Below are 12,430 nucleotides of genomic sequence, written 5' to 3'. Positions count from 1 at the left end.
CCCTTAAACCTTGCCATCGCGACGAAGTTCGGCCAGCACGACATCAATGCCACGCTTGTCGATGATACGCATGCCTTTGGCAGATACGCGCAGACGCACAAAACGTTTCTCGGACTCAACCCAGAAGCGGTGATGCTGCAGGTTCGGCAGGAAACGACGACGGGTTTTGTTGTTTGCGTGGGAAATGTTATTCCCAGTCACCGGACCCTTACCGGTAACTTGACAGACTCTCGACATGCCTCAGCCCTCTAAAACCACATGCCCAACCCGGCATGGGTTGGCCGCTTAATCTCTCAGTCATTTGGCGCCAGGCGCCGCGTTTCTTTAGGGTCTTACCGGCTACACCTACAAGCGAAGGAACCGGGCCCCTAGAAAAGAGCGCTGCTTTATACCAGAAAGACCCCGTAGCAACAACAGCCGGTGTGCTTTGGATTTCGAAAAGTCCCTGTTTTCTTGCTCCGGATGCCTGCACCAAAGGCTGGCGCCATGGCTAACCGCTCGTCGCAGAATAAATTCTGCGAGGGTGAAACAGGCGGCAAAATCACTATGCACAGCCGCCGCACCGCTCGTTCCACGTCGATATATGGAAAAAACCTCTGTCAATTTATGCCTAATGTGGCCATGACTGCCGACCGCCAACAGGCTCGACGCTGCAATAAATACCAACGTATCCGGCCCACGAGCGAAAAAAGGGGATAGTCATTTTTCAACGGGGCCACTAGGGTAAGCCTTTTTCCAGACTGCACTCGCAGATGGGCCTTCGATCTGCAAAGGAAGCCAAACATGCGCCTCGCTGCCCTCCCGCTCCTGTTCGCCCCTCTTCTTCTGAGCCCGCTGGCCCACGCCGCCGCATTAAGCGTGTGCACCGAGGCCAGCCCGGAAGGTTTCGACGTAGTGCAGTACAACTCGCTGACCACCACCAACGCCTCGGCCGACGTGCTGATGAATCGCCTGGTGGAGTTCGACGCCAGCAGCGGCAAGGTGGTATCGAGCCTGGCCGACAGCTGGGAAGTCTCGGCCGACGGCCTGACCTATGTGTTCAAGCTGCACCCGAAAGTGAAGTTTCATCGCACCGCGTATTTCAATCCGAGCCGCGAGCTGACCGCCGAAGACGTGAAGTTCAGCTTCGACCGCATGCTCGACCCGGCCAACCCCTGGCATAAAGTGGCGCAGAGCGGCTATCCCCATGCCCAGTCGCTGCAGTTGCCGGCGCTGATCAAGAAGATCGACGCCCTGGATCCACTGACCGTGCGCTTCACCCTTGACCATGCCGATTCGACCTTCCTCGCCACCCTGAGCATGGGGTTTGCGTCGATCTACTCCGCCGAATACGCCGACCAGTTGCTCAAGACCGGCACCCAGGACAAGCTCAACAGCCAGCCGATCGGCACCGGCCCCTTCGTTTTCGGCCGTTTCCAGAAGGACGCATCGATCCGCTACAAGGCCAACCCCGACTACTTTGCTGGCAAGCCGGCGGTGGACTCGCTGATCTTCGCCATCACCCCCGACGCCAACGTGCGCCTGCAGAAGCTGCGTCGCAACGAATGCCAGATCGCCCTGTCGCCCAAGCCGCTGGACGTGAGCGCCGCGCTTGAGGAGCCTGCGCTCAAGGTCGAGAAAACCGCAGCCTTCATGACCGCATTCGTCGCCATCAACAGCCAGCACCCACCGCTGGACAAACCTGAAGTGCGCCAGGCCATCAACCTCGCCTTCGACAAGGCCAACTACCTGAAAGCGGTCTTCGAAAATACCGCCGAACCCGCCAACGGCCCCTTCCCGCCCAACACCTGGAGCTACGCCAAGGAGTTACCGGGGTACGCCCACGATCCGGCGAAAGCCCGCCAGCTGCTGGCCAAGGCCGGCCTGAAAGACGGTTTCCAGACCACGATCTGGACCCGCCCTTCCGGCAGCTTGCTGAACCCCAACCCGAGCCTGGGCGCGCAACAGCTGCAAGCGGACCTGGCGGAGGTCGGGATCCAGGCGGAGATCCGCGTGATCGAATGGGGCGAGCTGATCCGTCGGGCCAAGGCCGGCGAGCACGACCTGCTGTTCATGGGCTGGGCCGGCGACAACGGCGACCCGGATAACTTCCTCACCCCGCAGTTCACCTGCGCGGCGGTGAAGTCCGGGACCAACTTCGCCCGCTACTGTGACCCCGGCCTGGACAAGCTGATCACCGCCGGCAAGACCACCACCGAGCAGGGCGTGCGCAGCAAGCTTTACCAGCAGGCGCAAACCCAGATCCAGCAGCAGGCCCTGTGGCTGCCGCTTGCCCACCCGACAGCCTTCGCCCTGACGCGCAAGGATGTCCATGGGTATCAGGTCAGCCCGTTCGGTCGCCAGGACTACTCGAAGGTCAGCCTCAAGCCCTGACCCCGGCTACATCCAACCGTACTCGGCCATCGACAGCGGCTCACCCTCGCCGACGATGAAATGGTCGAGTACGCGCACATCCACCAGGTCCAGCGCCTCCGTGAGCCTGCGGGTCAGCACCCGATCCGCCTGGCTCGGCTCGGACACGCCCGAAGGATGGTTGTGACACAGGATCAGCGCCGCCGCGTTGTGCGCCAGGGCACGCTTGACCACCTGCCGCGGATAGACGCTGGTGGTGTTGATGGAGCCCTGGAACAACGCTTCGAACGCCAGCACCCGGTGCTTGGAGTCGAGGAACAGGCAACCGAAGACCTCATGCGGTTCATGGCGCAACATCGCCTTGAGGTAGTCGCGGACCGCCACCGGGCTTTCCAGCACCGAATTGCGACTGAGTTTTTCCGCCAGATGCCGGCGCGCCATTTCCAGCACCGCCTGCAATTGCGCGAACTTGGCCGGGCCCAGGCCAAGCTGCCGACTGAAGGTCAATTGGTCCGCCTCGAGCAGACCACGCAGGCTGCCAAACTGATGCAACAGGTGTCGCGCCAGGTCGACCGCGCTTTTTCCGGCGACCCCGGTGCGCAGGAAAATCGCCAGCAATTCGGCGTCGGAAAGGGCCAGCGCGCCCTGCTCGAGAAGCTTCTCCCGCGGGCGCTCCGCCGCAGGCCAGTCGCGAATGCTCATAGCACCTCCATGTGTGTGGGCGCCGCTGTTCCATAGCGGTCGCTGTGCTATCTTAGCCCATCTTTTTGCGTGGAATTTCCCCTGGGGAGGGGGTGTTACACGCAGCAATCATTGAACTGAAAGGCAGGCCTATGCAGCGGCTGTATCGGAAACGCATCGTTCTCGGCGTCGGCGGCGGCATCGCTGCCTATAAGAGCGCCGAGCTGGTTCGCCGACTCCTCGACCACGGCGCGGAAGTACGTGTGGTCATGACCCGTGGCGGCAGTGAGTTCATCACCCCGCTGACCATGCAGGCCCTGTCCGGGCACCCGGTCCACCTGGACCTGCTCGACCCCGCGGCCGAAGCCGCCATGGGCCATATCGAACTGGCCAAATGGGCCGACCTGGTGCTGATCGCCCCGGCCACCGCCGACCTGATCGCCCGCCTGGCCCAAGGCATCGCCGACGACCTGCTGACCACCCTGGTCCTGGCCACCGATGCCACCGTCGCCATCGCCCCGGCCATGAACCAGGCCATGTGGCGCGACCCTGCCACCCAGGCCAACACCCAGCTGCTGCAAAGCCGTGGCCTGAAGGTCTTCGGCCCGGCTTCCGGCAGCCAGGCCTGTGGCGACGTCGGCTTGGGCCGCATGCTCGAAGCCAACGATCTGGCGCTGTGCGCCGCCGACTGCTTCCAGCACCTGGCACTGACCGGCAAACACGTACTGATCACCGCCGGCCCGACCCAGGAAAACATTGACCCGGTGCGCTACATCACCAACCACAGCTCCGGAAAAATGGGCTTTGCCCTGGCCGAAGCCGCGGTCGAAGCCGGTGCCCGGGTCACCCTGATTACCGGTCCCGTGCACCTGCCGACCCCGGATCGCGTGACACGGATCGACGTGGTCAGCGCCCGCGACATGCTCGCTGCCTGCGAGGCCGCCATCCCGTGCGACCTGTTCATCGCCTCGGCCGCGGTCGCGGACTACCGCCCGGAAGTCGTCGCCCCACAGAAGTTGAAGAAAGACCCTACGAACGGTGACGGCCTGCTACTGCAGATGGTGCGCAATCCGGACATCCTGGCCACCATCGCCACCCGGCCCGACCGTCCGTTCAGCGTCGGCTTCGCCGCTGAAACCGAACACTTGCTCGACTACGCTGCACGCAAACTCAAAGACAAGAACCTCGACCTGATCGTCGCCAACGACGTGGCCAACCCGAGCATTGGCTTCAACAGCGAGGAAAACGCCTGCAGCGTGATTGACCGGGAGTTGCACGCAACTCTCTTCGCCCAGACCAGCAAGGGCAAGATTGCCCGCCAACTGATCTCTTTCATCGCCGAACGGCTGAACCAGGTTTAACTCGCATGCACGCTTTACAAGCCAAGATCCTCGACCCACGCATCGGCAACGAATTCCCCCTGCCGCAGTACGCCACGCCAGGCTCCGCCGGCCTCGACCTGCGTGCCATGCTCAAGCAGGACACCCTCCTGGAACCGGGCCAGACCCTGCTGATTCCTACCGGCCTATCCGTCTACATCGGCGACCCCGGCCTCGCCGCGCTGATCCTGCCGCGCTCCGGCCTGGGTCACAAACACGGCATCGTCCTGGGCAACCTGGTCGGCCTGATCGACTCCGATTACCAGGGCGAACTCATGGTCTCCTGCTGGAACCGCGGTCAGACCGCCTTCAACATTGCGGTGGGCGAACGCATTGCCCAGTTGGTTCTGGTACCCGTGGTCCAGGCGCACTTCGAAGTGGTCGAAGCCTTCGACGAAAGCCAGCGCGGCGCGGGCGGTTTCGGTCACTCCGGCAGCCATTGAACAAAAAAAGCGGGCCGCGCCAGCGGCTCGCCTAAGATTGGTAGGCTGTGTTTCAGCACGAAAACTCAGCAGGTTTATTCGCGGACTTGACCACCCGGAATCACGGCACAAGGTGATCGAAAAAGAGCTGACGCTCATCAGATGGCATTTTTGCACCATGAACCCAAGGGCAAAAACGCCGTCATACCCTTCAGTTTGAGCCTTCCGGTCAGTATTCCGGCCTGTCCTGCCCCCTTTTAGACGGAGCACCCCCAGTGATGAGCAACGCAGCCCAAGTCGTACCCAAGTTCCCTGAAAGCATCTTTCGCGCTTATGACATTCGCGGAACCGTTCCGGAAACCCTGAACGCTGAAACCGCCTATTGGATCGGTCGCGCCATTGGCTCCGAGAGCCTGGCCCAGGGCGAACCCAATGTTTGCGTAGGCCGTGACGGTCGCCTGTCCGGCCCCGAGCTGGTGGCGCAACTGATCCAGGGCCTGCACGACAGTGGTTGCCACGTCAGCGATGTCGGCCTGGTACCGACACCGGCACTGTATTACGCGGCCAATGTGCTGGCCGGCAAATCCGGGGTGATGCTGACCGGTAGCCACAACCCGTCGAACTACAACGGCTTCAAGATCGTCATTGCCGGCGACACCCTGGCCAACGAACAGATCCAGGCCCTGCACGATCGCCTCAAGACCAACAACCTGAGCAGTGGCCAGGGCAGCATCACCAAGGTCGACATCCTCGATCGCTACAACACTGAAATCGTTCAGGACATCAAACTCGCCCGCCGCCTGAAAGTCGTGGTCGATTGCGGCAACGGCGCGGCCGGCGTCATCGCGCCTCAGCTGATCGAAGCGCTGAACTGCGAAGTCATCCCGCTGTTCTGCGAAGTGGACGGCAACTTCCCCAACCACCACCCGGACCCGGGCAAGCCGGAGAACCTGGAAGACCTGATCGCCAAGGTCGCCGAGACCAACGCCGATATCGGCCTGGCCTTCGACGGTGACGGCGACCGCGTTGGCGTCGTGACCAACACCGGCAGCATCGTCTTCCCCGATCGCCTGTTGATGCTGTTCGCCAAGGATGTCGTAGCGCGCAACCCGGGCGCGGAGATCATCTTCGACGTCAAATGCACCCGCCGCCTGATCCCGCTGATCAAGGAATATGGCGGTCGCCCACTCATGTGGAAGACCGGTCACTCGCTGATCAAAAAGAAAATGAAGCAGACCGGTGCGTTGCTGGCCGGTGAAATGAGCGGGCATGTGTTCTTCAAGGAACGCTGGTTCGGTTTCGACGACGGTATCTACAGCGCCGCGCGGCTGCTGGAGATCCTCAGCAAGGAAAAATCCAACGCGGAAGAGCTGTTTGCCACCTTCCCGAACGATATTTCTACGCCGGAAATCAATATCCATGTGACCGAAGAGAGCAAATTCAGCATCATTGATGCGCTGCACGACGCGCAATGGGGTGAAGGCGCCGACCTGACCACCATCGACGGCGTACGAGTCGACTACCCCAAAGGCTGGGGCCTGGTTCGCGCCTCCAACACCACGCCGGTGCTGGTACTGCGCTTCGAAGCCGATGACGAAGCCGAACTGCAGCGCATCAAGGATGTGTTCCACACCCAGCTGAAACGTGTTGCACCTGACCTCCAACTACCGTTTTGATTTTCTTCAAGCGCCTTTATTGAAGTGCCGGAGCCCTGAATGACCCTCGAACGCGATGCCGCCGCCAATACCGCCAAGGTCCTGTCCGAAGCGCTGCCTTATATTCGCCGCTATGTCGGCAAGACCCTGGTGATCAAATACGGCGGCAACGCGATGGAAAGCGAGGAGCTGAAGACCGGCTTCGCCCGCGACATCGTGCTGATGAAGGCTGTCGGGATCAACCCGGTGGTCGTGCATGGCGGCGGCCCGCAAATCGGTGACCTGCTCAAGCGCCTGTCCATCGAAAGCCACTTCATCGATGGCATGCGCGTCACCGACGCGGCGACCATGGACGTGGTGGAGATGGTCCTCGGCGGCCAGGTGAACAAGGACATCGTCAACCTGATCAACCGTCATGGCGGCAGCGCCATCGGCCTGACCGGCAAGGACGCGGAGCTGATTCGCGCGAAGAAGCTCACCGTCACCCGCAAGACGCCGGAAATGACCACCCCGGAAATCATCGACATCGGCCACGTAGGCGAAGTGGTCGGCATCAACACCGACCTGCTGAACCTGCTGGTCAAAGGTGATTTCATCCCGGTGATCGCGCCGATCGGCGTCGGCGCCAACGGCGAGTCGTACAACATCAACGCCGACCTGGTGGCCGGCAAGGTGGCCGAGGCGCTGAAAGCCGAGAAGCTGATGCTGCTGACCAACATCGCCGGCCTGATGGACAAGTCGGGCAAGGTCCTGACCGGCCTGACTACCCAGCAGGTCGATGCCCTGATCGAAGACGGCACCATCTACGGCGGCATGCTGCCGAAGATTCGTTGCGCGCTGGAAGCGGTACAGGGTGGCGTGGGCAGCTCGTTGATCATCGACGGTCGCGTACCCAATGCGATTCTGCTGGAGATCTTCACCGATACCGGTGTCGGCACCCTGATCAGCAATCGCAAGCGTCCTTAAGCTCTGCAAATAAAAAGACCCCGTTCAGCCTGGCTGAGCGGGGTCTTTTTTTGCCTGTGCGATCTCTACAGGTCGGTATCAGACGCCGAATTGCGCGCGGTAGGCTTCCACCGCCGGCAGATGCTGCTTGAGCGCCGGATCGTCCGCCAGGAACTGCAGGACCTGGGTCAGGGAAACGATGCTCACCACCGGAATGCCGAAGTCGCGCTCGACTTCCTGGATCGCCGACAACTCGCCGTTGCCACGCTCCTGACGGTTCAGGGCAATCAGCACACCCGCGGCCTTGGCGCCTTCCTGGGATCCGATGATCTGCATCACTTCGCGGATCGCGGTGCCCGCGGTGATCACGTCGTCGATGATCAGCACGTCGCCAGTCAATGGCGCGCCAACCAGGCTGCCACCTTCGCCGTGAGCCTTGGCTTCCTTGCGGTTGAAACACCATGGCAGATCGCGCTGATGATGCTCGGCCAGGGCCACGGCCGTCGCCGCCGCCAAAGGAATACCTTTGTACGCCGGGCCGAAAAGCACATCGAAGGGAATGCCGCTGTCGACGATCGCCGCGGCATAAAAACGCCCCAGCTGCGCCAGGGCCGAGCCGCTGTTGAACAGGCCGGCGTTAAAGAAGTAAGGACTGGTACGCCCGGACTTCAGGGTGAACTCACCGAAGCGCAAAACCCCGCGATCGATGGCAAAACGAATGAAATCGCGCTGATACGCCTGCATGAAAAAGCCCCAAATACCACGGATTTAGCTAATTAGGTAGACCTCGGGTATCATACACGCACGTGATTTTTGGGGCCATTTATGCGGATCATCAGTGTGAACGTCAATGGTATTCAGGCTGCAGTGGAGCGAGGTTTGCTCAGTTGGCTGCAAGCACAGAATGCCGACGTCATCTGCCTGCAGGACACCCGCGCCTCCGCCTTTGAACTGGACGATCCAGCCTTCCAACTGGATGGCTACTTCCTTTATGCCTGCGATGCCGAAGTTCCCGCCCAAGGCGGTGTGGCTTTGTATTCGCGGTTGCAACCGAAGGCTGTCATCAGCGGTCTCGGCTTCGAGACGGCCGACCGCTACGGGCGCTACCTGCAAGCCGATTTCGACAAGGTCAGCATCGCGACCTTGCTGCTTCCTTCCGGGCAGAACGGCGATGAAGACTTGAACCAGAAGTTCAAGCTTATGGACGACTTCGCCCGTTACCTGGATAAACAGCGGCGCAAACGTCGCGAGTACATTTATTGTGGCTCGCTGTACGTGGCGCAACAGAAGCTGGATATCAAGAACTGGCGTGACAGCCAACAATCTCCGGGTTTCCTGGCGCCTGAGCGTGCCTGGATGGACGAGATTGTCGGCAACATGGGTTATGTCGACGCCCTGCGCGAAGTCAGCCGCGAAGGCGATCAATACAGCTGGTGGCCGGACAACGAACAGGCCGAGATGCTCAACCTGGGCTGGCGCTTCGACTATCAGTTGCTGACCCCGGGCCTGCGTCGCTTCGTGCGCAGCGCACGCCTGCCACGACAGCCGCGCTTCTCGCAGCACGCGCCGCTGATCGTGGACTACGACTGGACGCTGACCATCTAAGCGTCTTTTCGCAGCCACAAAAAAGCCGACATCAGTGTCGGCTTTTTTGTGGACGCTCGGCCTACTTGATCAATCGCCAGGTGAACGGGTAACGGTACGCCACCCCTTCATTGGCCTTGACCCCGGCGATGATGGTCAGCACCAGGGCGCCGATCGCCAGCAGACCGAAAAGCAGGAAACCCACCAGCACCACCATCAGCAGGAAGCAGACCAGCGAGGCAAGGGCCACCGTGATCTGAAAGTTCAGCGCTTCCTTGCCCTGGGCATCGATGAATGGATCGGTCTCGCGCTTCATCTGCCAGAGCACCAACGGACCGATCAGGGTGCCGAACGGAATCCAGATGCCCAGCAAGGCCGACAGGTGACAGAACATCGCCCACTGACGCACCTCATGGCTCGGGACAGGTTGCGGAAGCTGGTCGTCGTTCATGCGGCTCTCCTTGCTGAAAGCTACCGGGCAATCAGTCAGCCAGGGCTGCCTGTTGCAATTCAAAGATCTCGCTCATGCCTTTCTTGGCCAGCGCCAGCATGGCGTTCAGTTCTTCCGGCTGGAACGGCGCGCCTTCGGCAGTGCCCTGGACTTCGATGAAACCGCCAGTGCTGGTCATGACCACGTTGAGGTCGGTCTCGGCCGCCGAGTCTTCCAGGTAATCCAGATCCAGCACCGGCTCGCCCTGGTACATGCCCACGGACACCGCCGCGATCATTTGCTTGATCGGGTCGCCACCCTTCAGGCCGCCACGCTTCTTGATCACTTTCAGCGCATCCACCAGAGCCACCATGGCACCGGTGATCGACGCGGTACGGGTACCGCCATCGGCCTGGATCACATCGCAGTCGACATACAGGGTGACGTCGCCCAGCTTGGTCATGTCCAGCGCAGCGCGCAGGGAACGGCCGATCAGACGCTGGATCTCCAGGGTGCGGCCGCCTTGCTTGCCGCGACTGGCTTCACGCTGGTTACGCTCGCCGGTGGCGCGCGGCAGCATGCCGTATTCGGCGGTCAACCAACCCTGGCCCTGGCCCTTGAGGAAGCGGGGCACGCCGTTCTCGACGCTGACCGTGCAGATCACTTTGGTATCACCGAACTCGACCAGTACAGATCCCTCGGCGTGTTTGGTGTAGTTGCGGGTGATGCGGATCGAGCGGAGCTGATCGGCAGCGCGACCACTTGGACGTTTCATAGGGAAATACCTGTACGGGGACGGAAAACTGCCGATCATTATAGAGCCCGCGGCCCTGCCTGGGCAGTTCTAAAAACCCCGGCCCGTCGGCGACGCCTCTGGAACGGCCCTCCGGTCGCCCCGCAGCGCTTTGTCACACCCGCAGTTTGGGAGCATCCACCGCACTGCGCTACAATCCTGCGCCTTCGCAGCCTGTCGGCTTCAATTCATTCATATCGGGCCCGTGCAACCCTCCGCGGTTGGCGGCGGACCTGTATCGGAGGTACCTCCATGGTGCACAGCATGACCGCCTTCGCCCGGGTAGAACGGGCCGGCACCCAGGGCACCCTGAGTTGGGAACTGCGCTCGGTCAACAGCCGTTACCTGGAACCGCACCTGCGCTTGCCGGAATCCTTTCGCGACCTGGAAGGCGCGGTCCGTGAGGCGCTGCGCCAGGGACTGTCGCGCGGCAAGCTCGAATGCACCTTGCGCTTCACCGAAGAAACCACCGGCAAACCACTGCAGGTCGACCGGGAGCGCGCCGCGCAACTGGTGGCGGCAGCCGAGTCCGTTGCCAGCCTGATCAAGCAGCCGGCAGCGCTGAACCCATTGGAAGTGCTGGCCTGGCCCGGCGTCCTGGTAGCCGATGCCAGCGACCCACAGGCGCTGAACAACGAGGCCCTGAGCCTGTTCAACCAGGGGCTGAAAGAATTGAAGAGCGGCCGCGAGCGCGAAGGCGCGGAGCTGGCCCGCCTGATCAACGACCGCCTGACCTCCATTGAGGAAGACGTCGTGACCCTGCGCGAGCTGGTCCCGCAGATGCTCGCCACCCAGCGCCAGAAGGTTCTCGACCGCTTCGCCGACATGCAGGCCGAGCTGGACCCCACGCGCCTGGAACAGGAAATGGTGCTGCTCGCCCAGAAGAGCGACGTCGCCGAAGAACTGGACCGCCTGAGCACCCACATCATCGAAGTGCGCCGCGTGCTCAAGTCCGGCGGCGCCGCCGGCCGGCGCCTGGACTTCCTGATGCAGGAACTCAACCGCGAAGCCAACACACTGGGCTCCAAGGCCTTCGACCCGCGCAGTACCCAGGCTGCGGTCAACCTCAAGGTGTTGATCGAGCAGATGCGCGAACAAGTACAGAATATTGAGTAAGGCTACCCCGACATGAACCACAGCACCGGCACCCTCTACATCATTTCCGCCCCTTCGGGCGCGGGCAAGACCAGCCTGGTCAAGGCCCTGATCGACGCCGATCCGTCGATCCGCGTTTCCGTGTCCCACACCACCCGCGCCATGCGCCCGGGCGAAGTGGACGGCGTGAACTACCACTTCGTCTCGCGCGAAGCGTTCGTGAAGATGGGTGAACACGGCGACTTCCTCGAGCGCGCCGAAGTCTTCGGCAATCTCTATGGCACCTCCCAAAGCCACTTGCAGCAGACCCTGGACGAAGGTCACGACCTGATCCTGGAGATCGACTGGCAAGGCGCCGAGCAGGTGCGCAAGCTGATGCCCCAGGCTCGTTCGATCTTCATCCTGCCGCCGTCCCAGCAGGCCTTGCGCCAGCGCCTGACCAACCGCGGCCAGGACAGCGACGAGATCATCGAAGGCCGGATGCGCGAAGCGGTCAGCGAGATGAGCCACTACGTCGACTACGACTACCTGATCATCAACGACGATTTCGCCCACGCGCTGGACGATCTGAAGGCGATTTTCCGCACCAACCAGCTGCATCAGAAGCGCCAGCAACAGCGTTTCGGCAAATTGCTCGCCGAATTGCTGGGCTGAATAGCACTTCCCAAAACCGCTGCAAGGGCTTTACATTGGCACTTGTAGCGGGTCGGAAAGCTTGGTTAAAAAATCAGCGCTTCCCTAATCGCTGGTGATTTTTTAAACTGTTGAGTCCGCTCGCCCATCCGGGCAGCGCGCATATTGCATTTGCTACGAGGAAGACCATGGCCCGCGTAACCGTTGAAGACTGTCTAGAACACGTGGATAACCGCTTTGAGCTGGTCATGCTCTCTACCAAGCGTGCCCGTCAACTGGCAACCGGCGGCAAAGAGCCGAAAGTAGCATGGGAAAACGACAAGCCTACCGTCGTCGCCCTGCGCGAAATCGCTGAAGGCCTGATCGACTACGCAGCTATCGCCGAAGCCGAAATCGTTGAAGATGAACCGCTTTTTGCTGCATTCGAGGACGAGTCCAACGAGGCCGTCTAAGCCTATGCC

General features: G+C 61.5%; 13 protein-coding genes and 1 pseudogene. 9 read left to right on the top strand and 5 right to left on the bottom strand.

The genetic code is table 11. From position 1 onward, the window contains the following. Positions 1-3 precede the first annotated feature (3 nt). Positions 4-237, bottom strand: coding sequence for a 50S ribosomal protein L28 (gene rpmB, locus CRO75_RS05335; RefSeq protein WP_007921114.1), 234 nt, complete (start codon positions 235-237; stop codon positions 4-6). Positions 238-783: 546 nt separating this feature from the next. On the opposite strand from rpmB, the gene CRO75_RS05330 reads away from it, so the two are divergent. Continuing rightward, entirely contained in the window at positions 784-2,373 is a 1,590-nt protein-coding gene (locus tag CRO75_RS05330; protein ID WP_097134645.1) for an ABC transporter substrate-binding protein, read from the top strand. Between the two features lie 6 nt (positions 2,374-2,379). Here CRO75_RS05330 and radC read toward each other — a convergent pair whose 3' ends face one another. Then, positions 2,380-3,054 (bottom strand): DNA repair protein RadC, encoded by a 675-nt coding sequence (radC, locus tag CRO75_RS05325; protein ID WP_007921116.1) that lies wholly within the window; start codon positions 3,052-3,054, stop codon positions 2,380-2,382. Positions 3,055-3,185: 131 nt separating this feature from the next. On the opposite strand from radC, the gene coaBC reads away from it, so the two are divergent. The 4 genes and pseudogenes from coaBC (at position 3,186) to argB (ending at position 7,455) form a co-directional block, all read left to right on the top strand. Then, on the top strand, positions 3,186-4,394 hold the full coding sequence (gene coaBC, locus CRO75_RS05320; RefSeq protein WP_007921117.1) for a bifunctional phosphopantothenoylcysteine decarboxylase/phosphopantothenate--cysteine ligase CoaBC: 1,209 nt from the start codon (positions 3,186-3,188) through the stop codon (positions 4,392-4,394). Positions 4,395-4,399: 5 nt separating this feature from the next. After that, positions 4,400-4,855: a dUTP diphosphatase gene (gene dut / locus CRO75_RS05315; protein ID WP_009046184.1), complete on the top strand. Its 456-nt coding sequence runs from the start codon at positions 4,400-4,402 to the stop codon at positions 4,853-4,855. 296 nt (positions 4,856-5,151) lie between these two features. Beyond that, a pseudogene (locus tag CRO75_RS05310) lies at positions 5,152-6,510 on the top strand (phosphomannomutase/phosphoglucomutase); the annotation flags it as partial. Positions 6,511-6,549: 39 nt separating this feature from the next. After that, positions 6,550-7,455, top strand: coding sequence for an acetylglutamate kinase (argB, locus tag CRO75_RS05305; RefSeq protein ID WP_007921120.1), 906 nt, complete (start codon positions 6,550-6,552; stop codon positions 7,453-7,455). A gap of 78 nt (positions 7,456-7,533) precedes the next feature. On the opposite strand, the gene pyrE is transcribed toward argB, so the two are convergent. Further along, positions 7,534-8,178, bottom strand: coding sequence for an orotate phosphoribosyltransferase (gene pyrE / locus CRO75_RS05300; RefSeq protein ID WP_097134644.1), 645 nt, complete (start codon positions 8,176-8,178; stop codon positions 7,534-7,536). 81 nt (positions 8,179-8,259) lie between these two features. Here pyrE and CRO75_RS05295 point away from each other — a divergent pair, with 81 nt between their 5' ends. Then, positions 8,260-9,039 (top strand): exodeoxyribonuclease III, encoded by a 780-nt coding sequence (locus tag CRO75_RS05295; protein ID WP_003176915.1) that lies wholly within the window; start codon positions 8,260-8,262, stop codon positions 9,037-9,039. A 61-nt stretch (positions 9,040-9,100) separates the two neighbouring features. Here CRO75_RS05295 and CRO75_RS05290 read toward each other — a convergent pair whose 3' ends face one another. After that, entirely contained in the window at positions 9,101-9,469 is a 369-nt protein-coding gene (locus CRO75_RS05290; RefSeq protein WP_007921123.1) for a DUF4870 domain-containing protein, read from the bottom strand. 31 nt (positions 9,470-9,500) lie between these two features. Then, a complete protein-coding gene (gene rph, locus CRO75_RS05285) occupies positions 9,501-10,223 on the bottom strand; it encodes a ribonuclease PH (RefSeq protein ID WP_007921124.1) in 723 nt (240 codons plus the stop codon). 270 nt (positions 10,224-10,493) lie between these two features. Here rph and CRO75_RS05280 point away from each other — a divergent pair, with 270 nt between their 5' ends. The 3 genes from CRO75_RS05280 to rpoZ all read left to right on the top strand — a co-directional run bounded on the left by CRO75_RS05280 (position 10,494) and on the right by rpoZ (position 12,421). After that, positions 10,494-11,357 carry a YicC/YloC family endoribonuclease gene (locus CRO75_RS05280; RefSeq protein WP_009046187.1) on the top strand — a complete coding sequence of 288 codons (864 nt, stop codon included), beginning with the start codon at positions 10,494-10,496 and terminating at the stop codon, positions 11,355-11,357. A 12-nt stretch (positions 11,358-11,369) separates the two neighbouring features. After that, positions 11,370-11,990: a guanylate kinase gene (gene gmk / locus CRO75_RS05275; RefSeq protein ID WP_007921126.1), complete on the top strand. Its 621-nt coding sequence runs from the start codon at positions 11,370-11,372 to the stop codon at positions 11,988-11,990. Between the two features lie 167 nt (positions 11,991-12,157). Further along, positions 12,158-12,421, top strand: a complete 264-nt coding sequence (gene rpoZ, locus CRO75_RS05270; RefSeq protein WP_007921129.1) for a DNA-directed RNA polymerase subunit omega — start codon at positions 12,158-12,160, stop codon at positions 12,419-12,421. Positions 12,422-12,430: the final 9 nt, after the last annotated feature.

The sequence above is a fragment of the Pseudomonas sp. LAMO17WK12:I10 genome, from assembly GCF_900215185.1.
GTDB lineage: Bacteria > Pseudomonadota > Gammaproteobacteria > Pseudomonadales > Pseudomonadaceae > Aquipseudomonas > Aquipseudomonas chlororaphis.
Note: the sequence above shows the minus strand (reverse complement) of the source record. Positions and strands in the feature narration are given on the sequence as shown.

Coding starts and splice junctions, on each gene's coding strand:
- rpmB (WP_007921114.1), bottom strand. CDS start 237: ATGTCGAGAGTCTGTCAAGTTACCGGTAAGGGTCCGGTGACTGGGAAT.
- CRO75_RS05330 (WP_097134645.1), top strand. CDS start 784: ATGCGCCTCGCTGCCCTCCCGCTCCTGTTCGCCCCTCTTCTTCTGAGC.
- radC (WP_007921116.1), bottom strand. CDS start 3,054: ATGAGCATTCGCGACTGGCCTGCGGCGGAGCGCCCGCGGGAGAAGCTT.
- coaBC (WP_007921117.1), top strand. CDS start 3,186: ATGCAGCGGCTGTATCGGAAACGCATCGTTCTCGGCGTCGGCGGCGGC.
- dut (WP_009046184.1), top strand. CDS start 4,400: ATGCACGCTTTACAAGCCAAGATCCTCGACCCACGCATCGGCAACGAA.
- argB (WP_007921120.1), top strand. CDS start 6,550: ATGACCCTCGAACGCGATGCCGCCGCCAATACCGCCAAGGTCCTGTCC.
- pyrE (WP_097134644.1), bottom strand. CDS start 8,178: ATGCAGGCGTATCAGCGCGATTTCATTCGTTTTGCCATCGATCGCGGG.
- CRO75_RS05295 (WP_003176915.1), top strand. CDS start 8,260: ATGCGGATCATCAGTGTGAACGTCAATGGTATTCAGGCTGCAGTGGAG.
- CRO75_RS05290 (WP_007921123.1), bottom strand. CDS start 9,469: ATGAACGACGACCAGCTTCCGCAACCTGTCCCGAGCCATGAGGTGCGT.
- rph (WP_007921124.1), bottom strand. CDS start 10,223: ATGAAACGTCCAAGTGGTCGCGCTGCCGATCAGCTCCGCTCGATCCGC.
- CRO75_RS05280 (WP_009046187.1), top strand. CDS start 10,494: ATGGTGCACAGCATGACCGCCTTCGCCCGGGTAGAACGGGCCGGCACC.
- gmk (WP_007921126.1), top strand. CDS start 11,370: ATGAACCACAGCACCGGCACCCTCTACATCATTTCCGCCCCTTCGGGC.
- rpoZ (WP_007921129.1), top strand. CDS start 12,158: ATGGCCCGCGTAACCGTTGAAGACTGTCTAGAACACGTGGATAACCGC.